The organism is Armatimonadota bacterium (assembly GCA_037138755.1).
Classification (GTDB): domain Bacteria; phylum Armatimonadota; class Fimbriimonadia; order Fimbriimonadales; family Fimbriimonadaceae; genus Fimbriimonas.
The window spans coordinates 1,457,931-1,482,628 of record JBAXHT010000001.1 but is presented as its reverse complement, the minus strand read 5'-3'; the positions used below and the strand labels follow the sequence as shown (position 1 = coordinate 1,482,628).

The following is a 24,698-nucleotide window of genomic DNA, read 5'->3' as shown; positions in this document are numbered from 1 at the left end:
GCGCAGTATACAAGTTGGAGTTAAGATCAGGCTTCGATCAGCATTTGGTAGACCCGGCGAGTGCCTTCACGCATTGAGTCGACACTAAAATGGGCTTCCGCGCGGAGTTTAGCCTCGGCGGGTAGGTTCGGATTCTGGAGCGCGGCGAGAGCTTCTTTCGCCATCGCATTGGGGTCGCTCGCAGGAACTAGGACACCTACCTTTGGAGTAATCACCTCCGGCAGCCCCCCTACATTACTGCTGACGACTGGCAGTCCCATCGCCAAAGCTTCGACAACGCTGATTCCCATTGCCTCTTTGAGGCTGGGGAAGAGGAAGAGGTCCATTGCGGCCAGGGGGTTGAAGACGTTGGATTGATAGCCGAGGAAGTGGACTCGGTCTTGCAAGTTGTGGTTGTCGACCCATTGGCGGTAGCCGGTTTCACCGTCGCCGTTCCCGACGAGGATGTAGTGCGAGCCGGGGACTTTTTCGGCGAGAATTCGGAAGGCTTCGAGGCCGGTGTCGATGCCCTTCATGCGGGTGAGGCGGGCGACGGTACCGAAAACGGCAGCTTCTGGCGGGAGGTTGAAGGCTTTTCGGGCTTCTTGTTTGGTCATGACCCCGGCGGGGACGTCGACGCCGTTGTAAACGGGGGTAGTTCTGCTCCTGGGAACGCCTTGGGAAACGATGTGGTCGCACACGCCCTGGCTAACCCCGATCATGTGGTCGGCGAAGATGAAGCTCCATTTGCTGCTCATTCCGTGGACGGTGGCGACGCTGGGGATTTTTGCGAATCGGGCTGCGAGGCAGCCGTTGATGGAGCTGGTGGAGAGGTGGGTGTGGACGATGTCGAACCTTTGCTCGCGGAACCAGCGGCGCATTTGGAGGATGGCGAGGACGTCGATTTTAGTGCGGACTTTGACCTCGTGGGCTCGATAGCCCTGTCCCCGAAGTTCTGCGCCGAATTTTCGCCCTTTCCAGGTTTCGAATTGGACGTCCTCGCCAGCGGCGATTTGGGCTTTGGCGAGGGTCATCATGCTCATGACGGCGCCGTAGGTATAGCTCCCGGCGCTAGTGACATGAACTATCTTTAAGGACTCATCGGTCATATCGGAAGCCTCTCCATAGCTTGTAAATGAGGGCGGGAACGCTGGTATCGTGGCGAATTGCAATGCGCTTGAGGCGCATCGGGTCAGTACTGGCGTTGTTGAGGCCCTTGTCGGTGCTGAATCCGTACTGGTAGCCCGCTTCTCGGCTAAGCCGGAGGGTAGTTTCGTTGTACGAGCCGTAGGGGTAGCAGATTGACAAGTCAGAAATAGGATATTGGAAGTCGGAAGCGGGGATGGTCCGACTCCCGAATATTTCTTGCCGTTGGTCAGCTTCATCGAGGCTAGCGAGTCGAGGATGACTGAGAGTGTGGGAGCCGAATTGGGCACCTCGACCCGCCAGTTCTTGGATTGTGTCCAGCGTCATCAAAGGTGCAGGTTTGTCGCCGACAGCAATATCCCAGTCGTTATGTCCGCCGAGGTGGTTGAGAACCAGGAAAACCAGCCCTCCGAAACCATACTTCTGAAGTAGTGGCCAAGCGCTTTCGGCGAAGTCCTGGAAACCGTCGTCGAACGTGAGAAGGATAGGTTGGCCGGGCATTCGGTCGCTGAATAAGTCAGAAACTCGAACAGAAGAAAACCCTCGCCGATTGAGTAGGCGAAGGTGTTTCTCGAACAGATTGGGCGGAACAAAGGTTCCGGGGTAAATGGTGCCTTTGGTGATCGGCGAGATCTTGTGGTAAGTCAAAATCGGAACTCGGTCGCCCACCAGATCAGTTTATTCGATTCGGTGGGCGGCTCGTTTCCCAATTACTTGATCCAATTCCAGTTGTACATCTTGGTTGGCGTGAATGGCTGTGCGACGTTTCCGGCGACGTACTCAGTATTGATTACTGATTCAGCATCCGTCACGACATTGCCACCGGTCGCTGCGTACGCCTCGTAGTGCACCGTGAACGAGTTTCCCCCTCCTGGTTTCACGTCGATGTTTCCGTTAGTTCCGCTTCCACCAGCTAGGAGCATCCCGGTGAAGTCGGCGTTCGAACCGTCGATCTGGATTCCCCCTTTCATGGCGTAAATCAGACCGGTGGTTGCGGATCCGTTGGTGTGGAACTTGAACGCATCCTTCGAAGACTTGAGCGATAGAAGCGCTGACTTCATGACCGCTTCTTCCTTGGTCTTGAACGTCAACGCATCTTGCTCGATGCGATAGGTTGCCGAAGAAGCATCCTCGTAAGTTTGTTCAAAGATCAGGGTGCAGCCATGGTTGATAATGTTGCCCAGGTTTTTGACGTTGCCCTTGACGTAGATGATGTTCTTTTTCGGATTGGTGCTGGCTGGCCAGAGGTGAACGGTTGCTCCATTTGCTACGTTGAGATCTCCGGTGATGAGAGCGGGAGATTGAACTCCGATTTGGCCGTCCGAAACTCGGGGAGTAATCGCCGACGAGTTGAGACCGGTCGGAAACTTCGCTGCCGTGGATACACTTGCTGAGTTCAGATAGTCCGCAGCCCAACCGTCAACCGTACCCGCGTCAGGGAACGAAGCTTCGCCGTTAAGTTTGATAACTGAGTTGGCGGCCGCTCCCGGGAAATCGCCTTGGGCGGGCGCGGCTGGGGAACGGTAATTTTTGACGCCGCTAGGATTGGCTAGGCCGCTGTTCGATAAGGTGCTCGTATAAGGACCGCCGTCCGGGACGAGATAGTAGCCTTGAATGTCAATGATGTTTGGGTTAGCGAAGCTGTTTTTGCTACCGCTGAATGGGTTCCACGTGATACCTTTGTTTCCAACTACGTGGGCATCCCCGTTGCTTGATAAGGTTCTAATCCCTTGGTTAGTCGTCATGTTCACAGCGCCATTCGCGACGATTGCGCCAGTAGGGAACCAAATCGAATCAGGGGCCCCATTGTTCCCATACGTGTCCCGAGGAACGAGATGCCTCCACATCACGCCCTTGAATTCGACCCGAGTGATACTTTCCTTGCCTAAACTTGACACTCCTCGACCTTCGATCGTGAAGTAGTAGGTTTGGATGCGATATCCGCCCTCGTCTTTCTCAACAAGACGATCTGCAACGATTCGAGCTGAGCATGTCCCGATTGTGTCTTCTGTGTTGTCTGGCCGCTTCACCTTCTGTGGCGTTTCGGCAAGCACGAACGGATAGGACTGGTCCTGAATCATTTGCTGACGAATCTGTTCATAGAGGATGTTTGCTCCACTGGAAGCCAGACCATCGGTTTGCCACTTGTCTCCAGCACCTTTGACCTCGTTGGCTTGGGTGTTGGACATCGACATGATGCTGACGCCAACCGCTCCAAAGCCGAGGGCAAAGATCATCACGGGGACGACCGACATGCCGCGTTGACGATTGAAACTTCTAAGTTTAGAATTCATAAGTTAGTCCACCTTGTTGTCTAGCTGGGGCATGCCGGAAAGCGTAATTTCTCGAGTTTGGGTTGAATAGTTGTTAGCCGTCCAGCGAGGCTGGAAGACAAACTTGACAAACATGGCGCTAGCGCTGTTGTCTCCGGTGGCATCGAGGGATATGTCTGGCTTGATACGATAGCTCACATCCATAGCTACACCCCACTCCATCGCTTTGTACAGGGATATCTTGGTACCGCTTCTCGTTGCCTTACCATCCGCAAGTCGGTCCTCACCTCCGATGAGAGCTTTCAGCTTGATCTGGGCAGTGTCTGGCTCTGGAGCTGACCGAATGTAGAAGTCCTGGGTGTTTCGATCTCCCCAGAAGGTCTGGTTGGTCATTTGGTTCCACTGGACACTCTTGATGTTCTTTGCGACGATCCGAGAAGTTCCCATTGAGGCACTACTGGAGACTCCAGGATCGACCATTAGCGGACTCTCGATACGCTTCAGAACGTAGGGACCTTCGGAAGGCACCGATGCTGCCACGAGTTGGTAGGTGACGACTGTCCAGTTCTTGGTATCGACGGTCAAATCAGACTTGAACTTAGGTTGACGCAGAATAACGCATTCATTGTCTTTGGCGGTGTACCACGGGCTGGAACTCCAGGCCGGAAACTTCGCCATGGACAGATCTGCTTTCTGTATGTCAGAAACAAAAGTATCGAAAGCTCGGCGCCCCATTGTGTGGGCACTTGCGACCTCGCTGACCTTCTTAAAGGTTTTGGCAGCAAGGATCGAGGTTTGAGCCAGAAGCACCGTTGCCATCAAACCGATGGTGGCGGCAGCAATGATCTCCATGGTGCTGAACGCTCTTCGGGATCGCAGCTTCATTTCCATTTGTTTCCTCCGCCCAAGTTGAAACCGGATGGTGGTGGCGGCGAACCTGTAGAACCTGAACTTCCGCTACTCCCTGAACTTCCGCTCGATCCAGAGCTTCCGCTTGATCCGGAGCTTCCACTCGATCCGCTACTGCCAGAACTACCGCTGGAGCCTGAACTTCCGCTAGAGCTGGTCCCTGTTGTGGATGGTGGTGGCGGGGGGGGAGGAGGTGGGGTGTAAAAGAGCTGATCAATTGGATGCGGATTCCAAGGGTCCTGGATCCAGTCAGCATTTACAACCGAGGAGAAAGTCTTTCCAACCGAGACCGTGGACATCGCCGTATTGCTTCTTCCAGCCTGGTTAACCCATCGAACGATGATTTCGATGGATTGGAGGTTCTTTGATCCGGCAACAGGTTTGATGCTGTAGGTCGCTGAAAGATTCGTTGATGGAAGTTGCGATTGGAGATCTGCGTCCAGGGTAATCGGCTGATTGACCACCACGACGCGGTTCTGTTGAGAGACGGCAACTAAGCGGTCGATTTGGCTTCGTGCAATTGATTGAACGGTCGAGCGAATCTCATTCTGCTTCGCCATCTTGGTGGACATCATCGACATCCCAAGGACGGTCACCGAGCTGATTCCCAGAATCAAAAGCGCGACCATCACCTCGACAATCGTGAATCCTTGCCCTTTCCTTTTCTGCCTAACGAAGAGTTTCATACACACCGGAAGGGCCGTGATTACGACCTCCGTGATTGTGCTTCCGCTTTGGGCCCGTGCTACAGACTATGAGAATTGCGAGGAACATCGCAAGAAGGGAAAAGCCAGTGTTTTTACTTTGGGGGGCGATTCTCGCGCCGAAACTTGCGGCGCATCTCGCTGTCCTCTTTGATCTTCTTCTGGAAAAAGAGAGCACCCCAGACGCAAACAGCAGTTGTAAAGAGGAGCCCGGCGCAGATGAGGAGCGCACCGAGAGTGCGGTCTTGAAAGATGACATCGTAGCCCCTTTGCATCGCGCTCTCAGTGTACTATTGCTATTCCATGAAGCAGATACGAAAGAAGGCCGGTATTCGGAAGCTTTTTAAAGAGTACGAGTCGTCGGGCGTTGATCTTGTGTTTCTGCTTCAGGATTGGGAGGATGGCTATAACGTCGGAGGGATGTTTCGGGTTGCCGACGCCTGTGGCGCCACTCAAATTTTGCTGACAGGTAAGACTCCGACGCCAGAAAACTCGCCCTTGGTGGCAGTGACTTCGATGGGAGCCCATCGAAAGGTGCCTTGGTTGCACATCGAGAATCACTTGGAGGCTTGCAACAAGGCGGTTGACGCGGGCTACACCTTGGTTGCTGTGGAGGTTGCCGATGAGGCATCCCACTACTTGTCGTTTGAATATCCAACTCAAACCTGCTTGGTGCTCGGAAACGAGGGGGCAGGCGTGTACGGTTCGGTGATGAAGAAGTGCTCGGCGGCGGTGTTTATTCCAATGGCTGGAAAAGGTCGCTCCCTCAACGTACACGTTGCGGGAGCGATTGTGGCTTTTCAGGCAATGCTGAGCACTACTTCGGAGCGTTCTTCGGATTGAATCCGCTTGCGTTCTGTTTGAACTGCTCTTGCTGTTCCTTGGTCATCGAGTTGTCGAGCTGAGTCTGAGCCTCTTTGGCGGAGGTTTCGCCTTTGGTAACTCCGGCTTCCTCGCCCGATCCGCACCCGAGGGTGCAGATCAGGGCGATTGCGATTGCGATGCCTTTCGTCATTACTTCGCGACTCGGCTGGCAATGAGGAGCGCGTTGATATCCACACATCGCATACCAACGGTTGGGAATCCGCCAGCATCGGCAGACTCGCCTTCCGTGACGGTTGCGTTCGCGCAGTATCGGTGGGCATCCACAATGCTCTTTGGCATTTGAATGTATGCGTTTCCGAGAGAAGGAACGGTGTATGCGCCGTAGAAAACGGTCTTTGCATGTCCGTCAACGAAACCGTTGACCCATCGTCCGCCGTTTCTTGGCTCCTTGTTCTCACCGTCTTCGGTTTGATAGTAGTAAGCGTTGGTGTACATTGGCGAGTCTGCCGTGGTGGTGTACATCTGCATTTCTGCTGCGGAGTCAAAGGAGGTGAGGCTCTTTCCTCTCCACATGCGACCGTTGTCGCACTCGGGGTTGCCACCGGTCCGGCAGATTTGGAAGTTGCTGGTTGCGACTTCGAACATTCCGGTGCCGCCTCGATAGTTGAGAACTCCGAAGTTCGGCGCGTAGCCGATCATGCGTCCCTTAGGATCGATGTAAGTATCTCCGCCGCCTCTGGTTCGGTTCACGTCATAGACGATATCCCGGTTCTTCATGTAAGGCTGGAGGAACCACTGCCATTCGCCGTAGTCGTTCAGCGAGTCGTTATTGAATTCGCAGAGGAAAGCGTCGTCCGAGTCGGAAGCGTAGATCATCGTCGCGGTCGCGATGTTCTTCACGCTGGAAAGGTTGGTCGTGTGTTTGGCGGCTGCTTATGCTTGGGCGAAGACCGGGAACAGGATAGCGGCGAGGATCGCGATGATTGCGATGACGACGAGTAGCTCGATTAATGTAAATGCTTTACGCATAAGGAAACTCCCACTACTACTATTCATTCAGTGTATTAACAGAATGTTTGCAAATGATTAAGACTTGAATAATGTTCAAAGACGGATGCATCCCAAGAAACATCCGACGGCCAGAACCCAAGTCCTTTCAAATTACTTGTCGAGTCCAGCACGCGCTTTTTTGTTTTCGGCTGCAAAAATCTTGATCTTTTCTGGTGTCCATGCTGAAGCCGCGGAGGCAGCCATGTCTTTTGATGCCTGAGTCTCGACAACTTCCGGCTCGCCCTGGCATCCCGAAATGCAGACACTTGCAAGGATGGTTGCTGTGAGTGCAAAGAGAAATGAAACATTTATTCGATTCTGAGAAGTTTCCATGACTAATAATTTCTTTGCTTCTGTTTATTCGCTTCATTCGATTGACAGAAAAAGTGGGCACCTGTTGGGTGCCCACTTTTTTACTTACCAACTCCAGTTGGAGCTCCGCCAGTTCCAGAATCTTGTCCAGTTCTGGCTTTCTTGTTCTCCTCAGCAAAAATCTTTTGCTGTTCGGGAGTCCAATTTCCGGCAGCCGTTTTTGCCGCTTCCTGAGAGGCGGGAGCTTCTGGCTTGGTCTCTTCGCCACCTTGGCAGCCTACTAGGAAAACCAAGGTAGCTATGATTGCGAGACGGATCAGTCTCTCCACCAAGTGACTCCGGTTGCTTCTGGGAACGCAAGGAAGTCTCGGCAAACCATCGATCCGAGCGGGAAGCCCGAGCGAGGGAACGGATTGATTCTTGCATCTGGGTCAGCGCAGTAGCCGTTGACTCGGTCGTTGAAGTTCTTTGGTGATCCAACATATTCGCCGAATGCCGCAACATAACCGCCCTTCCAAGCGACCGACTTAGCGTGCCCATCGGCGAACGAGGTAACGATGCTTCCACCGAAGTAGATACCGCTGTTTCGGCTGTTAGCGTTGAGACCGCCGGGATAATCGTCGAAGAACCAGCCGATTCCGCCCATCGTTTGGCGAGGGGTGTCGTAGGTGTTACCGAAGGCGTACAGAGACGCAGGATTTGCCATCTCGGAGTTCGACTTACCTGTGTTGTATCGACCAGTTGAACAACCCTGGACAGCTCCGCCGCCTGTGCACTTTTCTTCATTCAACATGGCTTCGGCACCGCGGATTTCCCAACCCCAGTTGTAACCGATGTCGTTGTTACCATAGTTGATCGAACCGTCGGCATTTCGGGTGATCTTATCCTTGTTCTGTCGGTACTGCGACCAGATATCAAGGTTCTTGATGTATGGATCCATGGTTCGGATGGGATCTCCACCGTTGCCGCCGTCGAAAACGGATGGGAATCGATCGTCTGCGTCCGAAGCGTAAATCATCGAAGCGGTTCCAATGTTCTTTGCGTTGCTCAGGGCAGCCGTCTTCTTTGCAGCAGCTTTCGCCTGGGCGAAGACTGGGAACAGGATAGCGGCGAGGATCGCGATAATCGCGATGACGACGAGTAGCTCAATTAGTGTAAATGCTTTTCGCATAAGATTTCTCCCAAACAATTGTTCCCTCAGTATATTAACAGAACGTTTACATACTATTATGAAGTAGTTAAGAAAACGCCCGCTCAATGAGCGGGCTTAAAGCAGAGGCATTGGAGTTACGCAGCGATTAACTGCATAACTCTAATAGACTTAGTTTGCAAAGCGGCAAGCCGTGCCGATTGCGTTACCGACACAAGGAGTGTTGGTGTTGTCAACAACCCACTGTGCGTAGGCATTGCAGGCCAGAGCCGGTGGGCGAGGCGACGTAACCAGATTAGATGTCGTCCCATCCTCCGGTTGAATGATCGCATCTGGATCCGAACAGAACGCACCTGCAAAGCGAACGTGATCGCTTGGCATGATCCAACGTCCGCCAGTGGCGGCTTGTCCGAACGCCCCCGGAAGAATGCCGCCTTTTACTTTAAGTGCCTTTGCGTGTCCGTCCAAGAATGCATAGTTGAAGGAACCGCCGTAGCGAAGAGTGGTGTTCCCAAAGCCAGTCCACTGGTCGCCTGCAAATCCGATCCCAACGGTTGCACGCGGAGTATCGTAGGTATCTCCGAAGACAAAGACTCCGGCAGGCTCGGTGACGCTGGTAGCACTCTTTCCTTGGTTGATGTTTCCGTTTCCACCAGTAGGTCGAGGGTAGACAACTTGCTTCTCAAGAAGTCCGCCGCCTCGCCATCCGAATGGGCCCCAATTGTAACCGTATGCAGAGATGTACTTGGTTCCGAAAACGGTGTTTCGGATAAAACTCGTGTCTGGGTTTGTGCGCTCGTCAGAGTAGATGAGATCGATCGTTTTGAAGTACGGGAAGATTGGGTACCACCACTCGTTGCTGCAACCCTCGACGCTCTTGCTGATTGCCACGTTCGCGTTTGTGCAGAGCACTTGGTTGTTTGTTCCAAAAATCGAAGGTGTGACATCGTCGTTGTCACCAAGATAGATCTGGAAAGCGGTTCCAAGGTTCTTGACATTCGACAAGGACTTGGTCTTCTTCGCGGCAAGCTTTGCTTGGGCAAAGACCGGGAACAGGATTGCAGCGAGAATCGCGATGATCGCGATGACGACGAGTAGTTCGATTAGAGTAAATGCTTTTCGCATAAGAATAGCTCCCGGGGAAAAGTGTTCACTTCTTGTGTTAACGAGGAGTTAGAGAATTGTTCAGAGTTTGTTGTTATTCAAAATAACAACACTTTACAGTGTTAAGACTTACCACTCTTTCGCTGCTTCTCAAGCCATTCGAACCACTCTTTGCTGTCCATTTGCACTGATTTCATCGCCCTTCTTCGCTTGAAGTCGGGGTCAGAGGGATCAAACGTCTCTTCTGGTCGGAACACTCGGCGGTCTGCGGCAACATGGTTGTATGGTCTGAAGTCCGGCTTCGAGGTGAACATATCGTCTAACGGAGTCGCCACTGCATCGAACATGTTGTTGGGTCCGAGGCCAAAGATTTGGTAGATCGACTTGATGATGCTCATGATGCTGGTGTGTTTGTGGCTGACATAGCCTTTCTTCACATACGGTGAGATTGCAAGGACGAAGCTGCGTTGACGGTCAATATGATCGCTGTCTCCCCCGGCGTCATCTTGCGTGACGAAGATAGCCATGTTTTTCCACTCGGGAGTATGGGACAAGTAATCGACGATTTGACCGAGAGCCATGTCGTTGTCTGCCAAGTAGCTGCTGGTGAAGGGGAAGCCTTGCTTGGCGTTTGGCCCGGCTCCGTGGTCATTGCAGATGGCGATGTTCATGAACTTCGGCAACGGTTTGTTCTTGTTCCGATAATTGTTCTGTATATCTTCCTTGAACCAGTCGGCCCGGACGATGTCGGGGATGTTGTTGTTGTAGCCGGGAAACTCAAAGCAGGTGTTGTCAAAAAGAATCTTAGGCATCGGGAAGTTGACTACCTCGCCGGTTCCGGTTTTGCTGAACGGAGCGTCCTCGTCAGAGTCGGCAAATTCGAATCCTTCGCCATAGTTTCGGAAACTCACACCGTTTCGACCAAGGTGCTCCCACATTGAGCCGTTCTCGAGGTAGTCCTCGGGAATTTGGCTGCCGTTAGAGCCGAAGCTGATGAGCCTCCCCTTCGCAGCGTCGTTCGCTTTGAAGTTCCACCCCGAGTAGTAGAGACGCGACGTCCATAGGGATGCGTAAACGCCCACGAGCCAGCGGTGGCCTGCACCGGATGCGCCGACCTCCATGTAGAAGTTGTCCGAAATTCCAAACTGCTCTGCGAGTCGAACGTGGTTCGGCATGATCGGCACTTTCTGATCCCTTTTGCCATCGATGAACCCGTTCATGCCGTGCATGTCGTAGTCAGGATCGCCGTTTGCTCCTTTCAATGAGCCAAAGATTCCGTCAAACGTGTGGTTCTCCTTGGTGATGAACACGACGTGCTTGATTTCTTTCGGAAAATTTGGAGTTCGGTTGACAGGGAGCAAGCCGTTGTTTCGGAGAACGGTTTGCGTGTGTTCTGAAGTTGGCTTTGGGATGAACCTTGTGATCATTCCAGGTAGGTATTCGCCAGTGATGGCGCCGGTGGTTGGCATCCCGTAACGTTCGTCATCTGGCTTTCGGAACTCCTTGTAGCCCCTGGGTCCCATCCCAATTCCGTAGCTATTGGCAACAAACATTTCGCCTTGCTTGTTGAAGGTAGCCGCAATCGGCCAATCTCCGGCGGGGAGATATCCTTTGACAGTCCAGGTTTTGGGATCTAGCTCGGCAACGGCATTGATTCCAGTTGCACATACGAAGGCCCGCTTGTGATCCTGTGTGGTCGCGAGTCCAGTTGGAATGACCCCACGATAACCCTTAAGCAAGGGTTGCGGTGTGAGGGAGATTGTCTTTTTGAGTTGGAGCGCCGTATCGAAGACTTGAACACTGTCGTTGTTAGCGTTTGAAACTAGAAGATCGTTGCCGACAAACTTGAGGGCGTTCGGTGAGCTTCCACCAACGGCCTTACCTTGACCGGCGGTTGCATGGATGAGGATTCCAGTTTTCACTTTCCTCGTTGGGAATGGAGCGTTTGGTTGAACTACGTTGAATTTCCAAACGGAGTGAGCATCTGGCACCAGCGCGTCGCCGAGTCCGGCAATCTTGCGTCCTTCGAACTCCACTCCTTCCTCAGCCTCCCTGGTGGGGAAGCTAAATGGGGGGCGGGTTAATCCTCTAGGATTTCCCTTTCCTTCTTCAGGCTTTTTGACCAACTCGTAATCAAAGATTCCGATGTTGGCGACGAAAACCGACTTTCCATCGGGCGAGAGTTCGATCGCGTACGGCTGGCGTCCCGCTTTGACACTTGCGATCACTTTTTCCGCTTGAAGGTCAATTGTCACGAGTCGCTGGTGGGCGACATCGATGGTGTAGGCGTAGCGGGAGTCCTTGCTAAGCGCTAAGTCAACGATGAAAGGATCCTTTTCTTCAACGGTTTTGATTGAAATCCGTTTGACGATCTTCCAGCTCGCAGTGTCAAATACGAGCAGATCACCGTTCTCGCCACCACCGGCTACAAAAGTGGTTCCATCCGGCGAGAACTTTCCGGCGATGCTCCCCTTTGGAATCGCGATCTGCCGTTGCTTCGGATTGGTCTGGGTTAGATCAAAAAGAGAGAGCCCAGCTTCGGTGATTCCCACCAACGTCTTATCATCTGGCGAGAGTTCGACTCGCCAAAGGTTCTCGGCGGTGTACATGCGCTTGCCCAGGGGAGTGATGATCCGCCCGTTAGGCAAAACGGTTTCGCCACCATAGACGACTTTAGCAAACTTCTCTCCGGCAGGTGCTTCGAACTGGGGTGATTGCGGGAAAACGAGGGCGGCGGCTAGTGACGCAAGCATTTGGGCTGAGTCTAACCCCGGTGGCTCAACCCAAGTGGTTATCGGAGTGTTAACACTCGATCAAGGTTTCCAGAAGCGGTACTTGAAGAGAGTAAGGAAAGCATCGGGAGCATCAGTCCAACGGATCTTTTTCCCGTCGGCCTTGGTTCGTGGGACATAGCTGATGGGGAGTTCGGTGATTTCGGCTCCAAGCCGGATAGCCTTGGCGGTGACTTCTGGGCAGAACTCGAACCGGGTGCACTGGAGGTTCATTTTCTTCAGTAACTCGGTGTCGACAAGTTTGTAGCATGTGGCTTCGTCGTGAAGCTTGACTCCGAAGAGAATCCGAACCGTGGCGGCGAGAAGGATGTTGACGATCTTGTTAGGAATCGCCATTTCCTTTGGCAGTCCGTGATGAAAGCGGTTTCCGAAGACGACCTTGGTTTTGCCATCCAAGATCGGGCGGGCGAGGGTGACAAGTTCTTCCGGGGCGTACTCGAGGTCGGCGTCTTGGATGGCAACGAGTCTGCCTTTGGCGAGGGGAAGAGCTTTGACAATTGCCGCACCCTTGCCTGCAGGCTTTTCGTTCGTGACGATTTCGATTTTGCCTCGATACTCGTCTAGGATTTGAGCAGTTTTGTCGGTGCTACCGTCATTCACTACGATGATCTGGGTGCTTGCTTGGAGGGCAAGCAGGCGTTCAACAACCTCTCGAATCGTTCTTTCCTCGTTCAGGGCAGGAACGATGATGGTGAGGTCGGGCGAGGTCATAGGACGGCTAGTTCAACAAAGTATACGTGTTACTGGTGCCTCAAAGATCAGAGTCCGCCGTTGCGAATGATCTCCGCGAGCCTGGTCATCGTGACTTGCGGCCGAAATTTGGCGGCAATTTTTAGACCTCGCTCGCGGCACACTGCAGCAAGGTTTGGATCGGATGCCATAGCTACCATGTGCTTCCCAATGGTTGCGAAGTCGTCTACATCGGCGAATGCGGGGTAGTCCGCTCCGAGAAGTTCGTGACCAGGGACGATGTTCGGGCCGATCACTGGGAGGCCTGTAGCCATCGCTTCCGTGGGAGCAACTCCGAGGCCTTCGACTTCGGAGGACCAGACGAGGCAGTCCATTTCCCCATATTCGCGTGCAAGTTCAGCCCGGCTTGATAAGAATCCCTCGCTCAGCTCAAACTTGTCTCGATGCGGATGATTAGCAATTGCTTTGGTGACTTCAGCCCGCAACGATCCTTCGCCAATCATCCTGAATCTCCAATCGTCTGGGACATTTATGGTCTTCGTCGCCTCAATCATGGCAAACGGGCGCTTGTCGTGCTCAAGCCGCCCGACAAAGCCAAATTTGCGGATTGGTCGATTACCTCGGTCAACCGACTGAAAGACGTCGTCAATGGCGTTATAGAGCACCTCAAAGTTTTTGGCGTGTCCAAACGCTCGTTCGTATTCTGCGAGAAGCGTTAGGCTGCAGGGAAGCGAAATGTCAATGTGATCAAAAGCAAATCGCTCCCATTTAAGGCTGCTCCGTTTGAGTAGCTTGGGCAATACCGCGGGCATTAGTGCGGTTCCTTGAATCGAATGGCCCGAGACAACGCCATGTTTTTTTCCAAACGGAACGGCAGCCAGTGCGCACTGGGAATCAGTAACCAAAATGAAGTCGATCGGCTTGACGGCTTGAAGTTCCTCAAGAGCAATTCTTTGGCCATGAGGAAGAAGAGGATGAAACCACTGCTTAGCGATCCATCGACCCAGTTTGAAGTCCTTTGGAGAGACTGCAAGGACGTCAACGTCGTTGACTCTTTGGAACCCATTCCAATCGTGTGATCCTCGGCATACAATCGTTGAAGATATTCCAACTGAGTTTAGGAACTCGGCGCGGTTGAGGGACTGAGTTGGGACGCCACCCGCCATTCGGGGATTCCCGCTGCTTAGCATGAGAACGCAGTTCTTTTCACCACTTGGCGAGAGTGCTGAGAGGTCGAACCCATGCTGGAGAAATCCTTTCATCTATAGGGTGTGGTTCAGGCTACCTTTGTGCCAATCTATACGGCAAAAAAACCGGAACTCGCTGAGTCCCGGTTTTAGGTCTAAGGTCGATCTTATCGCTCGACTTCGCTCTGGCTACCGCGTCGGACAACCAGGAACTTGATGCGTTGGGGTTGGAACCGCTCTTGGAGAAGTTCGACGGCTCGGCGGACCTTTACGGTGCCCCCACAATAGAACAGATCCACAGCCGCGTAGCCGTGTTCGGGCCAGGTGTGGATGGTGTAGTGCGACTCTTGGATAATCACCGCTCCGCTGACGCCGTAAGGCTTGAATTCCTTGAAGCAATCGGCGACGATGGTGGCTTCGGACACATTTGCCGCTCCAACCATTGCATCACCAACAGTGTCGGTCTTTTCTAGGGTGCTTCCATCGCAGCCAAAAAGTTCGATGAGCAGGTGGCTACCCAAGGATGGCTCTTCGCCGGGACGGTAGGGCAGACCCTCGGAGTCTCGATCGAGCCATTCGTCGAATGCCTCGAGGTCATCGCACTCGATTGTTGTCCATCCGCCTTCCTGCCGAAGGCGAGGAGGGGCAGCGGCAACGAGTGCTGGCTCGGGTTTGACCTTGCCTTCGAAAAGACCTCGAAGCCAACCCATGAACCCAAGGCGACTTGGGTCGACGGCGACGGCGGCGCAACAAAGGCCGCTAAGCGTAAGAAGAGTTATAGTTGTCAATCACACAGTCCTCAATGTTAACCTTTCGCAGACACCGATCAGGATCGGCGCGAGAAACCCGACGAGAATGGGACGATTCGAATCGAGCAAACTTGTGCAGGTTGGTTTTGCGCAACATTGGGCTTCACCGCTTGCAACTCGTCTCCCCTCATCTCTTCGTCGTAAGTTTCATCCTTTTGTGGATTGTTTAGGCCCACAGAAGCCACGCGGTTGCCCGTGTGACGCAATAGAGGAGAATACCTCAATTGTTTTTACGATCAGTTTTGACAACAAGTTTCGAGCAATTGTTCCGGGTGCTAACGTTGTGCGGTTGTCTGCCCATTGTTCATTCCAACGATTCGGTTTGCCTGATTAAGCATGGATGGATCGTGGGTGACCATAACTAGGGAGCCTTTACCTCGGTGCTGGTCCAAGAGTTGAACGACTTGTTCGCCGTTGGCGTGGTCTAGAGCAGCAGTGGGTTCGTCGGCGAAGATGACTTCGGGTTGATTGATGAGGGCGCGGGCGACGCAAACGCGCTGACGTTCGCCGCCGGAGAGTTCGTGAGGGAGCCGGTGGAGTTTGTCCTTCAGCCCAAGCTCGGCAAGAAGATCTTCGGCGCGCTGCCTTGAGTTTGGAGAGATGGCGAGGATGTTTTCGAGGGCGGTGAGGTAACCAAGGAGAAAGGGCTGCTGGAAGACGAAGCCGAAGTGCTTTCGGCGGAGCTCGGCTCGGTCTCTATCGCTGAGAGTTTGGAGATCCTGGTTGCGGAGTTTGATGTTCCCAGTCGTTGGGTTTTTGAGCCCGGAAAGCAGATAGAGGAGTGAGCTTTTTCCGGATCCGCTGGGACCGAGAATTCCGAGGAATTCGCCGGGTTTGACTTCAAGCGTGACGTCGTTGCAGGCGAAGACCTGCTTTTCGTGGTCGTTATAAACGAGGGAGACGTTTGTGGCGGTGATCATTGGGGGCCGCCTTTCGCCTTTCGCTTTTCATTTTTCACATTTTGGAAACGCCTTTCAGGCTTTTGCGAAGAGAAAGCCGTGCCAGAGCGATAAACGACCAGCGAACCGTGGATAGCCAAAGCTACACCAACCTCCTTTCAACAACCGCGACAGGGTCGAAGTTTCGAAACCTTAGCCAGATGGTGCCAATGGCGACGATGAGGATTGCAATCGGGACTGGAACTGTGTAAAGCAGAGCCATGGGGTCGGCGACGTCGAGGGCGAACGCATTCGGAGTCATAAGGGCGGCCTGGGCAATCAGCAGGACTCCGCGAGCGGCGGCAAGGCCGACAAACCAACCGCCGACGATGACAATCAAAGACTCGATCAAAACCCGTTTGAGAAGTTGTTGCTTTGTGAACCCGATCGCCTGGAGCAGCCCAAATTCAACGAGCCTTTGGCTTTGGTAGATGTTCATTAGCATGCCCATCATCGTGGTAATGACGATCACCAGTACCCCAATCACGAGGTTAATGATCTTGTAGAGCACCGCGAACATCTCACCTGATTGCTTTTCAATCTGGTGAAAAGCAAAGAGCTGGGCGAACTCGCCTTTCATCTTCTTTTCGGCCCAACGGTCATACTCGCCTTGTTTGCCTTTATCTTTAGTGAAGACCAGGGCGAAGTCGATGGGGATCGGCTGGGTGTCAGCATAATATTTCTTATTGCTGAGCATCAACCAGCGCTCAGCTTTCACGATTCCGACCACTTTGACAGGCATTCGCGAGAAATTTTCGGCCTCGTCTGGCTTGAGAAAGATGTCACCGATCTTAAGGTTCTGGTTCCGAGCGACCGGCTCGCTGACGATCATTTCCGGTTCGCCGTCTTTTGGGTAGCGCCCCGTGATTCCGGTTGCGCCCTGACGCTTGAGGTAGTAATCGACGTCGGGACGGTCCATCGCCATGACGGCGAACGGCCATTTTCCGACAATGCTTTTGACTTGGGCACCGCTACCTCGACACAGAATCACTCGATCAATAGCCGTGGGTGGATTCGTCGTAAGAATCTTGACGAACTCGGGAGTCTTTGCTGGATCCAACCGAGGAGAAACTCCCAGGAAGGCGTCTGTATAGCGATAGATCGTCCTGATGCTCAGCGGAATGCTGTTAATGAGCGCAATGATGCTTTGGATGAGCATCACGGCGAGGGTGATGACCAGCACCAGCGGCACCGTCTTCCCGGCATTTCGCCGAAGGAACATCGTAGGTGCTAACGGGTTCATTTCTTGGTATATCTGAGGAAGATCTCGTCTTCAATGTGATGGACTTCCGCCAGATTGTAGGTTTGCACTTTTTCGCGAGGCAGCGGGGTTCCGCCGGCATAGGTCGGGATATTATCGCCGAGCTTTATTTTGGGAGCCAAAGTTAGGAACAGCTCATCGATGAGTTCGGCTTCGAGCAGGTAAGCATTGATCTCGCTACCGCCCATCACATTGATGATCTCCATTCCGCGCCCCTTCAGTTGTTTAAGGGCGTCTGGCCAGTCACTAAACGCAATCGTTTCAATACCATCCGGAACCTGGGGGTGAACGTCTATTGGATGCAGGACAATTGCTCTTCCACCGGTGAAATAGGGCTTTGACCAATCGAGGTTTCCTGACCGCGTTACCGCAATTCGATAGGGAGTGACCGGATCCCAGTTACCGCTTGCTCGCACGGTCGTTCCACCGCACAGGACTGCATCAGCTTTGTGCTCTAGCCGGTTCATGATCTGGTGATCGTTGGCGGAGCCCAAATCGCTGACATGCTCTCCACGGTCGCCAGAGATGATTTTTCCGTCGATGGTGGTCACCATATTGATGAAGGTGAATGGTCGATCCGTGTGCGGGTTGGTGAAAACCAAGTCCCTGTAGACCGAGCCGGCCGGGTTTGCTGGAATCAGCTTTTCCATGGCGGCTTTGAGCTTAATGTATGGCTGTTCAGCCAGCCGCTCCTCGCCGATAAAGAAGGTTGGGAGATTGTATACGCCGCTTGCGTAGGCTGGTTCATTGAAGTCGGTGATTTTGTCGTCGAAGCGGTTTCCTTCGGCTGCCTTGATCATCTCTTCGATGTTCTGAATAATGCCGGCAGCTTCTTGCCTCAGAACGGACAATTCATTGATGTCCTTTCCTTCTTCCCAGTGCGCCCGGTAGAGCCGTTCGACGAGACTGTTCGCGACACCTTCAGTTTTGGCGTACTCAACCGCCTGGTGCGCGTTATACGTGCGCTGTTCGTAGGGGCGATCAACTTTCGGGACCGCTATTCCTTCGGCGAAGCAATGGATCGCGAAGCGACCCGGCGTTTTGGGCTTGTTTTTGGGTTCCAGCGGGCACGAAGAGTAGTCCCACTCCATGTCTTTGGGAAATAGTTCATAGCCAACCCATTCGATGGTCACACCAAACTCCTGCTCGAGGCGTAGGGCGTGAAAGAGACCTACCCAACACCAGGAGCAACTGAAATCGTGAGCAACTCGAATTGTCATGAACTCGTTTCTACGCTGCTTGCGGCTTCAATGACTCGTAAGCCTTCAGAGAAATTTGGGCGGCGGCGAGGCCGTCTTCGAGGGTGACCGGAACTTCGGTGTTGTCTAGGCATGCATCAACAAACGCTCCCATCATTGCTCCGTCGAGGTCGCTTCCGTACCACTGATCTGAGAATGACTTCGAACGGTCATTCTTGTAGTGACCCAGCGATTGGTCGAAGAGGTTTGCATTGAGGACGCCTTTGGTGCCCACGATCTTGATCGTGACATCGCCCCAGGTGCGGAAGGAGGCCGGACGGGACCAGGAGCTGTCGAGGGTGGCGAACACTCCGCCTGGATAGTCAAGGGTGACCATTGCGGTGTCGTCCCAGCCTGTGCCACCGTACATGTTGGAGCCAATTTGGCCTTCCACATGGCTCGGTTCTTCCCCGAGCAAGTCGCGGAGCAGGTCGGCGACGTGAACAACGTGATCGATCATTGCTCCGCCGCCGCTGAGCTGGGGCTGGATAAACCACGACTTGGGACATTGACCGCGGTTTGTAGCGTTGATCGCCTTGATTTCGCCAAGCTCACCGCTCTTCACACGTTGCTTAAGGGATTGGTAGGCGGGAGAAAAGCGGCAAGGAAACGCAGTCATGAACTTGACGTTGTTTCTCGCAACAACTTCACGAACTTTGTCAAAATCGTCCTGGCGAACGACGACCGGTTTTTCGCAGATGATGTGCTTCACCGCGTTTGCGGCGGCTTGGATGTGCGCCAGATGCTTGGTGTTTTCACTGCTGATCGCAACGGCGTCACACTTGGCCAGCAACTCCGAAAGTTCTTTGAAAAAGGGAGTTCCCCTCTGCTTGGCAAACTCCTTTCCTCGTGCCACATCATCGTCCCATACACCCGCAATTTCGGCCCTCGGATTAGAGGCAAAGTTGTGGGCGTAGCTTGGAGTGTGCACATGGGCAGCGCTGATCAGCCCGACGCGAAGAATCATAGATTGATGTTACTCAGACTGACTAGGCGTCCGGTGCCCTCAGTCGAGATTTGCACTTTGGGACAGTGTTCAAGTCGAACCAACGATGCCAACGCGAGCGGCCACTCGATCAGACAGAGATGACTATCGAAATAATCTTCTATTCCAGTGCCTTGAGCGTCGGAGAGGCGATAGAGGTCAGCGTGTAGGATGGGGGGATCGGTCTCGTAAGGTGAAAACAGATTGTATGTTGGGGATCGGACAGGCTCTTTCCAACCAAACCCGTGAAGTATTCCTCGGATGAGAGTCGTCTTTCCTGCCCCTAAGTTTCCTTCAAAAAGAACGATGTCACCGCGCTTCAGCACCTTACCGATTCGTTCACCAAGAGACAACATGGCTGATTCATCGGGGACAAAGAGATCAGTCACCCATTCATTTTGGCGCACCGGCGAAGTCCTTGTATTGCTACGGGAAATGGGCCACTTGCCCTGGCGGGACGACACATTTGACCAATACTTAACTCAATTCGCTGAGAAGTGGGCACTTTTCCACATGCTTGGCGTCAAAATATAACAAGCCGTTAATCGGCAGGAGCTACAAAACAACGATGTTTCGACGACTCTATTGGGTGAGTGAGCAAGTATTCACCGACGGCACCAGCAAGGTCAACGGTGTCTACACTTCTATTCCTGACCTTGTTCGCTACGGATTGCAGTACGCTGAGGGCGGCAATTTGCGCCTAACCCTTACCAAGCTGGATTCCAGCAGTGACCCGCTTGGAACTTGGACATCACCTTCATTTGGCGAGATGGAATCTGCGATGCAGGAGTACGTCAAGACCGACGAGTTTTCTTCGGAGCACGTCAAGATGCTTACCGACGGACTCAGTTCAGTTTCCCACGCAGCTTAGCTGCAAGATATCAGACACGAAAAAGCCCTCGGTAAACACCGAGGGCTTTTTTATTTTTACTTAGGATTTGTTTCGGCTGTTGTCGAAGTTCCGGCCTTAACGTCGGACTCCTTGAGCGATTTCGCAATGTTGTCGAACTGCTCTTTGAGGCCAGTCGGGGTCACACTTAGATTCGCGTCCTTGCGTTTGGCCAGCAAGCGCTTGTCGAGATCAACCGCAACCGATCCCTTTTGGGTTGCCAGTGCGCGCGAGATCTCGGTTTTCATCCAAGGCTTGATCTCGATCTTTGAGGCCTCGGTTTTCTTTTCAACGCGGAATCGCACCTTGTTAGCGCCATCGACTAGCCAGTCACTTGTTCCGCCTTCAGCCAGCTTGTCAACGACTTGCTTGAGTCGGTCCGGAAATTGGGAGTACAGTCGACTTGGGTAGGTGGGCGTCTTCGCGACGCTGTATCGGGTGGCTACGATGGAGAAGTTATCACCAGCTTTGATCGCGGAATCGACTTCTTTTTGCGTGGCCTCGTCCTTGACAACGACCCAGCTAAGGTCGACGGTCTTAGGGTTAACGAACTGCTGAGGATTATTTTTGATGTAGTTGTCGATTTGGGAATCGGAAATCTTGATTCCTTTTGTGATCAACTTGAACCGGCATCGCTCGAGAGCGAGCTGACGGCGGATCTCGGACATGGTGTAACCCTGACCGGTCAACGTCTTCACAAAGCCCTGGTTCTTAGTCTGTTGGAAGGAGATTTCGTCTTTAATTTCCTGCTCGGTTGGGTAGACACCCTCGTCCTTTGCCATCTGCTCTAAAAGCTTCTGGTTGATCAGATCGTTGAGTGACTGGAAGTTGAGTGGAGTGGCGACGTTTGCACTTGCGGCCCCTTGCGGAGTTTGCACCATGACAGAAGGCTTGTGCTCCATGTAGGTATAGAAGTCTTCTCGGGTGATCTGCTCGCCGTTGACGGTCGCCATGACTTCGGCGGTCTTCCCTTTGCAGCCGGATGTGACAAACAGTCCGCTTGTCACAACTGCTCCGATCATGATCCCAAACGCCAATTCTTGTTTCTTCAAATTCATCTTCCTCGTAAAAATACTAGCCCCATCATCGTACCTGGCAGGTTCAATGCAGGTTCAGCCGATAGGTTTAACACCCTAGTCGCAGGATTCGTGCCAAGTGGGCCATCTTAGTGTGCAGGACAGGAGATTTTTTCTGAAATCAATGTGCCTCCCGCCCGAGTCGGAGGGGCGCTTTTGAGAAGTCCAAAGCCGCAATATGCGGTTCTGAGCGTGTTCAAATCGTTTTGAGTCAGCAGGTCCGTGGCGTTTCCGGTGAAGTACATGATGTCGGCAACATTACTCGAATGCCCATTGATACCAAGTGCATGGCCCATTTCGTGGGCAGCGGTACCCGCATAACCTCCAGTGGGCAGCGAAGGCCAGGTGTAGATCACCATTTCTGCCCGGTTGATAATGTTTTGGCCCGAGAAGAAATAGATCGTCGTTTCGGCAAGTGTGCTCTGTGGAGAACTCGCTTGGACCTTCACCACCAAGTTAGCGCTGGCTGCCGAAGTCACCTCAGTCCAAAGGTTTTGACCAAGGGCTGTTTCCCACTCATCAAACCCGCTGCGCGACTCATTCTCGATATTGACTCCACCTGTGTTCGTGTTCGTCTGGAAGTACACCTTGATCGGCAAAGATTCCCATCGCTTCAGGTTGACTTCGGTTGCATAGTTGGGAACAAACGAATCGGGCCCGCACACCGCAGTCGAAGCTGAACCGGGTCCTGCGCAACCGGCAAGCGCGAGAGGGAGTAGCCAGACCAGTGAACGCGGAGAAACCATGATTGATTCTAACGCGCAACATTGCCCGAGATTGCGGTTTTGAGGTCGGCATTTTTGCCGATTCACGAGCTATACTCCGGTTGCTCATGGCAGAAGTCGCGGAGTTGTGGCCAAAGATTCTCCCTCAAGTGAAGGCGGGAGTGACAGGTGTCGGTGTTTGGACCGCTCTCTCCTCGGCAGTTCCGATCGCCTTGGAAGACGGCTATCTAGTCATCGGTGTTCCGGGTGGACAAGGAGAACTTGGGGGACACCTGAGAATGCCAGCCACTTCACGGCTGATTGAGTCGACTGCCACTGCTGCTTTGGGTGCGCCGACCCGGCTCCGAGTAATCGACGGAACCAGCCAAGAAGACTGGGACCTGACCAAGCGAAGAGACGCTGAACGGCGCCGAATGCAAGAGGCCGATATGGCCAAGATGAAGGCCGAACTCGAGACGAAAACGTCTTGGGAAGCGGTTTACGAGAAGATCAGTCGCGAATTCGCCGGAGTCGCAAACCGATCTTTGCCGCAAAACAGAGGACGATTTTTTGATGCAGCGGTCTCGATCGTCGCCGACGCTCGCAGAGAGCAGACGAATTTTGACGATGTGAATGAAAGGAGCTTTGCTCGGTGCTTGGAGCGCATTTCTCAGTACACTGAGATTCCGAGTTCGTATGTCGCTTTCGAGGTTCTGAAACGAGCCGAAGAGATTTAACGTGTCTTCGGGAACCGCAATCATTCTGGGTTCGGGAACGAGCAACGGGGTTCCGATGCTTGGCGTTAGGTATCCAGAAGAGTTCCTTGCGAATCCCAAAAACCACCGAACTCGTTCGTCGTGCCTCCTCATGGGGCCGTCTGGGAACTTACAGATCGACTGCGCACCGGAGATGCGGCTCCAGCTGACTCGCGAGAAGGTTTACGATCTCGAAGCGGTTCTTATCACTCACACTCATGCTGACCACGTGATGGGTATGGATGATCTGCGCTCGATTTGCGTGGTCGCGGAAAAATCCGTCCCGGTTTATGCGGTTCGTCGTTACCAAGAAGACATTCGCCGGATCTATCCTTATGCCTTTATGGACACGCCACCCGGGATCTGGGTCCCTCGGTTCGATCTCATAGATGTTCCAGCGGTGATCCACGTCGGGGGGTTGGAAGTACGCACTTTTGAGGTCATGCATGGAAAGTATCCCGTCACCGGAGTGCGGGTCAACGATTTTGCGTTCATTACGGACGTGAACCACATTCCTCCGGCCTCCATTGAGATGTTATGGGGATTGGATACTCTGGTCATTGATTCGGTACGCCACGAGCCACATCCAAACCATTTTCACTTCGAAGCGACGATGGCGGTGATTGAGGAGCTCAAGCCTAGGCGGGCTTATCTAACCCATCTGAGTCACGAGTTTGATCATAACACATACGAAGCTGGATTGCCCGATCATGTGCGGTTGGCCTATGACGGGTTACGAATCAGTTTTTAGTTGGGCAACCGCTCCAGCTTTCGCTCCCCAAAACCTGATAACTTTACGAGGTTTGACCCTAACGGGAGCATGGAAAACTGGCAGTATTAACAGTAACTCGATGAACATCGAGGATGGTCGATATGCCGAAACTAGTTGCTTGTCTCGCAGGGTTTGTAGCCCTTCTTGCGGGCATTTTTGGCAATATTGAACCCGCCTTGTGCTTACAAAGAGCCCTCGTCGCTCTAGTTTCTGGATGGTGTTGCGGTGCTTTATGGGCGGCCATTACGTCTGTTCCGGTACAACTAACTGTAATGCCCGGTGGTGCTCCAAGCGAGGATGCCGACGCAGAAACTACGGAAGGAGAACAGGCGAAGGCCGCTTAGGCCCCCGCCATGGATTGGAATCGCTATGCCGCTCAGTGCAGAACAGCTACAAAAGGCTTGGAAAGACTTTAAAGTTTTCAAAGACCCCGGTGCCCGGGCCGACATTATTGACCACTATTCGTACCTGGTGAAGATCACCGCCGGACGATTGGTGACTTCCCTTCCAGGTGGCCTCGATCGCGAGGACTTGGTGGGATCTGGCGTCATCGGTCTGATTAAGTCAGTCGACCAGTTCGACCCGACTAGGGACGTAAAATTCGAGACTTACGCGATTGCATTGATTCGGGGCGCAATCTTGGAAATGCTTCGCGACGAGGACTGGGTCCCTCGTTCGATTCGTGAAAAGCTGAAGGCGCTTGACCGAACGATGATGGCTTTGGAGACGAAGTTTGGCCGCCCCGCGACCGACCAAGAGATTGCCGAGACGATGGGAATCAGCTCTCAGGAAGTGAGCGAACTCATGGTCCGCATGGGGCGAACCAACGTCTACTCGCTTGACGACATTCTGGGGACCTCGGACGGCGACGACCATGTCTCGTTCATCGAACTTCTGGCCGATGAAAACACCAGCACGGGCGGAGAAGTTGAAGGCAAAGAGATTCGCCGGATTCTGACCAAAGGAGTTGACCACCTTCCAGAACGCGAACGCCTAGTGGTTGCGCTTTATTACTTTGAGGGATTGACCTTCAAGGAAATCGGCAAGGTCCTAGGAGTTTCAGAGAGCCGGGTTTACCAACTTCATACGCAGGCCATGAACCGCTTGCGAAACTTTATGCGCCAAGAAGGCGGGATCGGGGTCAGGTAGG

Annotated in this window: 29 protein-coding genes; 5 read left to right on the top strand and 24 right to left on the bottom strand. The window is 53.2% G+C overall.

The features are described from left to right. Nucleotides 1-26: 26 nt before the first annotated feature. The 6 genes from WCK51_07015 to WCK51_06990 form a co-directional block, all read right to left on the bottom strand. Nucleotides 27-1,088 (bottom strand): glycosyltransferase family 4 protein, encoded by a 1,062-nt coding sequence (locus WCK51_07015; protein MEI7576625.1) that lies wholly within the window; start codon nt 1,086-1,088, stop codon nt 27-29. Then, nucleotides 1,078-1,794, bottom strand: a complete 717-nt coding sequence (locus WCK51_07010; protein MEI7576624.1) for a polysaccharide deacetylase family protein — start codon at nt 1,792-1,794, stop codon at nt 1,078-1,080. The genes WCK51_07015 and WCK51_07010 overlap by 11 nt, the downstream gene beginning before the upstream one ends. A 41-nt stretch (nt 1,795-1,835) precedes the next feature. Further along, on the bottom strand, nt 1,836-3,419 hold the full coding sequence (locus WCK51_07005) for a hypothetical protein (GenBank protein ID MEI7576623.1): 1,584 nt from the start codon (nt 3,417-3,419) through the stop codon (nt 1,836-1,838). A gap of 3 nt (nt 3,420-3,422) precedes the next feature. After that, nucleotides 3,423-4,283 (bottom strand): hypothetical protein, encoded by an 861-nt coding sequence (locus WCK51_07000; protein MEI7576622.1) that lies wholly within the window; start codon nt 4,281-4,283, stop codon nt 3,423-3,425. Then, nucleotides 4,280-4,993 (bottom strand): type II secretion system protein, encoded by a 714-nt coding sequence (locus WCK51_06995; GenBank protein ID MEI7576621.1) that lies wholly within the window; start codon nt 4,991-4,993, stop codon nt 4,280-4,282. The genes WCK51_07000 and WCK51_06995 overlap by 4 nt, the downstream gene beginning before the upstream one ends. A 113-nt stretch (nt 4,994-5,106) precedes the next feature. Next, nucleotides 5,107-5,286 carry a hypothetical protein gene (locus WCK51_06990; GenBank protein ID MEI7576620.1) on the bottom strand — a complete coding sequence of 60 codons (180 nt, stop codon included), beginning with the start codon at nt 5,284-5,286 and terminating at the stop codon, nt 5,107-5,109. Nucleotides 5,287-5,314: 28 nt separating this feature from the next. Here WCK51_06990 and WCK51_06985 point away from each other — a divergent pair, with 28 nt between their 5' ends. Next, nucleotides 5,315-5,854, top strand: a complete 540-nt coding sequence (locus tag WCK51_06985) for a TrmH family RNA methyltransferase (GenBank protein MEI7576619.1) — start codon at nt 5,315-5,317, stop codon at nt 5,852-5,854. Here the strand turns inward: WCK51_06985 and WCK51_06980 are convergent. From WCK51_06980 to tsaE, 16 genes are all read right to left on the bottom strand, one after another. Continuing rightward, nucleotides 5,829-6,026: a hypothetical protein gene (locus WCK51_06980; protein ID MEI7576618.1), complete on the bottom strand. Its 198-nt coding sequence runs from the start codon at nt 6,024-6,026 to the stop codon at nt 5,829-5,831. The two genes, WCK51_06985 and WCK51_06980, sit on opposite strands and share 26 nt — an antisense overlap. Then, the gene (locus WCK51_06975) at nt 6,026-6,736 is read right to left on the bottom strand and encodes a hypothetical protein (protein MEI7576617.1); all 711 of its coding nucleotides are present in this window, start codon (nt 6,734-6,736) and stop codon (nt 6,026-6,028) included. Before WCK51_06975 ends, WCK51_06980 begins: the two co-directional genes overlap by 1 nt. Before the next feature lie 33 nt (nt 6,737-6,769). Then, the gene (locus WCK51_06970; GenBank protein ID MEI7576616.1) at nt 6,770-6,865 is read right to left on the bottom strand and encodes a prepilin-type N-terminal cleavage/methylation domain-containing protein; all 96 of its coding nucleotides are present in this window, start codon (nt 6,863-6,865) and stop codon (nt 6,770-6,772) included. Between the two features lie 132 nt (nt 6,866-6,997). After that, nucleotides 6,998-7,219 carry a hypothetical protein gene (locus tag WCK51_06965; protein ID MEI7576615.1) on the bottom strand — a complete coding sequence of 74 codons (222 nt, stop codon included), beginning with the start codon at nt 7,217-7,219 and terminating at the stop codon, nt 6,998-7,000. An 80-nt stretch (nt 7,220-7,299) separates the two neighbouring features. Next, nucleotides 7,300-7,491, bottom strand: a complete 192-nt coding sequence (locus tag WCK51_06960; GenBank protein ID MEI7576614.1) for a hypothetical protein — start codon at nt 7,489-7,491, stop codon at nt 7,300-7,302. Nucleotides 7,492-7,514: 23 nt separating this feature from the next. Continuing rightward, nucleotides 7,515-8,369, bottom strand: coding sequence for a prepilin-type N-terminal cleavage/methylation domain-containing protein (locus WCK51_06955; protein ID MEI7576613.1), 855 nt, complete (start codon nt 8,367-8,369; stop codon nt 7,515-7,517). Nucleotides 8,370-8,519: 150 nt separating this feature from the next. After that, entirely contained in the window at nt 8,520-9,473 is a 954-nt protein-coding gene (locus WCK51_06950) for a prepilin-type N-terminal cleavage/methylation domain-containing protein (protein ID MEI7576612.1), read from the bottom strand. 101 nt (nt 9,474-9,574) lie between these two features. Continuing rightward, on the bottom strand, nt 9,575-12,205 hold the full coding sequence (locus tag WCK51_06945; GenBank protein MEI7576611.1) for an alkaline phosphatase family protein: 2,631 nt from the start codon (nt 12,203-12,205) through the stop codon (nt 9,575-9,577). Nucleotides 12,206-12,265: 60 nt separating this feature from the next. Then, nucleotides 12,266-12,955, bottom strand: a complete 690-nt coding sequence (locus WCK51_06940) for a glycosyltransferase family 2 protein (protein MEI7576610.1) — start codon at nt 12,953-12,955, stop codon at nt 12,266-12,268. 47 nt (nt 12,956-13,002) lie between these two features. Further along, a complete protein-coding gene (locus WCK51_06935; protein ID MEI7576609.1) occupies nt 13,003-14,196 on the bottom strand; it encodes a glycosyltransferase family 4 protein in 1,194 nt (397 codons plus the stop codon). A 92-nt stretch (nt 14,197-14,288) separates the two neighbouring features. Then, a complete protein-coding gene (speD, locus tag WCK51_06930; GenBank protein MEI7576608.1) occupies nt 14,289-14,909 on the bottom strand; it encodes an adenosylmethionine decarboxylase in 621 nt (206 codons plus the stop codon). Between the two features lie 296 nt (nt 14,910-15,205). Further along, entirely contained in the window at nt 15,206-15,850 is a 645-nt protein-coding gene (locus tag WCK51_06925; protein MEI7576607.1) for an ABC transporter ATP-binding protein, read from the bottom strand. A 121-nt stretch (nt 15,851-15,971) separates the two neighbouring features. Continuing rightward, on the bottom strand, nt 15,972-17,111 hold the full coding sequence (locus WCK51_06920) for an FtsX-like permease family protein (GenBank protein ID MEI7576606.1): 1,140 nt from the start codon (nt 17,109-17,111) through the stop codon (nt 15,972-15,974). Next, nucleotides 17,108-18,349, bottom strand: coding sequence for a dihydrofolate reductase family protein (locus tag WCK51_06915; protein MEI7576605.1), 1,242 nt, complete (start codon nt 18,347-18,349; stop codon nt 17,108-17,110). The genes WCK51_06920 and WCK51_06915 overlap by 4 nt, the downstream gene beginning before the upstream one ends. A gap of 10 nt (nt 18,350-18,359) precedes the next feature. Beyond that, complete coding sequence (locus WCK51_06910; GenBank protein ID MEI7576604.1) at nt 18,360-19,334, bottom strand: Gfo/Idh/MocA family oxidoreductase; 975 nt, start codon at nt 19,332-19,334, stop codon at nt 18,360-18,362. Then, the gene (gene tsaE, locus WCK51_06905) at nt 19,331-19,741 is read right to left on the bottom strand and encodes a tRNA (adenosine(37)-N6)-threonylcarbamoyltransferase complex ATPase subunit type 1 TsaE (protein MEI7576603.1); all 411 of its coding nucleotides are present in this window, start codon (nt 19,739-19,741) and stop codon (nt 19,331-19,333) included. Before tsaE ends, WCK51_06910 begins: the two co-directional genes overlap by 4 nt. A 179-nt stretch (nt 19,742-19,920) precedes the next feature. On the opposite strand from tsaE, the gene WCK51_06900 reads away from it, so the two are divergent. After that, nucleotides 19,921-20,223, top strand: a complete 303-nt coding sequence (locus WCK51_06900) for a hypothetical protein (GenBank protein MEI7576602.1) — start codon at nt 19,921-19,923, stop codon at nt 20,221-20,223. Nucleotides 20,224-20,279: 56 nt separating this feature from the next. Here WCK51_06900 and WCK51_06895 read toward each other — a convergent pair whose 3' ends face one another. Further along, nucleotides 20,280-21,293 carry a SurA N-terminal domain-containing protein gene (locus WCK51_06895; GenBank protein ID MEI7576601.1) on the bottom strand — a complete coding sequence of 338 codons (1,014 nt, stop codon included), beginning with the start codon at nt 21,291-21,293 and terminating at the stop codon, nt 20,280-20,282. 113 nt (nt 21,294-21,406) lie between these two features. Next, nucleotides 21,407-22,063, bottom strand: coding sequence for a hypothetical protein (locus WCK51_06890; GenBank protein MEI7576600.1), 657 nt, complete (start codon nt 22,061-22,063; stop codon nt 21,407-21,409). Nucleotides 22,064-22,149: 86 nt separating this feature from the next. On the opposite strand from WCK51_06890, the gene WCK51_06885 reads away from it, so the two are divergent. The 3 genes from WCK51_06885 (at nt 22,150) to WCK51_06875 (ending at nt 24,697) form a co-directional block, all read left to right on the top strand. Beyond that, the gene (locus WCK51_06885) at nt 22,150-22,758 is read left to right on the top strand and encodes a hypothetical protein (protein ID MEI7576599.1); all 609 of its coding nucleotides are present in this window, start codon (nt 22,150-22,152) and stop codon (nt 22,756-22,758) included. 1 nt (nt 22,759) lies between these two features. Beyond that, nucleotides 22,760-23,527, top strand: a complete 768-nt coding sequence (locus WCK51_06880; GenBank protein ID MEI7576598.1) for an MBL fold metallo-hydrolase — start codon at nt 22,760-22,762, stop codon at nt 23,525-23,527. Between the two features lie 390 nt (nt 23,528-23,917). Beyond that, nucleotides 23,918-24,697 carry a FliA/WhiG family RNA polymerase sigma factor gene (locus WCK51_06875; protein MEI7576597.1) on the top strand — a complete coding sequence of 260 codons (780 nt, stop codon included), beginning with the start codon at nt 23,918-23,920 and terminating at the stop codon, nt 24,695-24,697. Nucleotide 24,698 lies beyond the last annotated feature (1 nt).